The sequence below is a fragment of the Bacillus cereus group sp. Bce019 genome (genome assembly GCF_051781745.1).
Lineage (GTDB): Bacteria > Bacillota > Bacilli > Bacillales > Bacillaceae_G > Bacillus_A > Bacillus_A cereus.
In genome coordinates, this window is sequence record NZ_JBPWJX010000114.1 from 1 (window position 1) to 274 (window position 274).

Sequence of the window (274 nt, forward strand, 5' to 3'; positions counted from 1 at the left end):
TTAGTTTGGCTCTTGGTGTCGCTTTATGTGCGAATTATCTGACCGAGTTGATTGGGGCTACAACGGTATTATTGTGTATTGGAGGTGCTTTAATAACTGTATCCATTGTTCTTGTTAGTAAATTATTAAATCCGAAAATAAAGCAAGTGGTGCGGTTAAGGGGTGGATACTTCTTTGAACCAGAAACACTGAAAGGAAAGTAGGTTTTAGGGTATGAGTTCAATCAAGATATCGCTCAGTATTTGAGGGCCTTAGGTGCTGAAAATAAGGCCTA

At 39.1% G+C, this 274-nt stretch carries 1 protein-coding gene; it reads left to right on the forward strand.

What is annotated here, in order from left to right; genetic code table 11:
* Positions 1-203, forward strand: a 203-nt coding sequence (locus ACS2QP_RS27680; RefSeq protein WP_438883050.1) for a hypothetical protein, incomplete at its 5' end; no start/stop codon positions are given.
* Positions 204-274 lie beyond the last annotated feature (71 nt).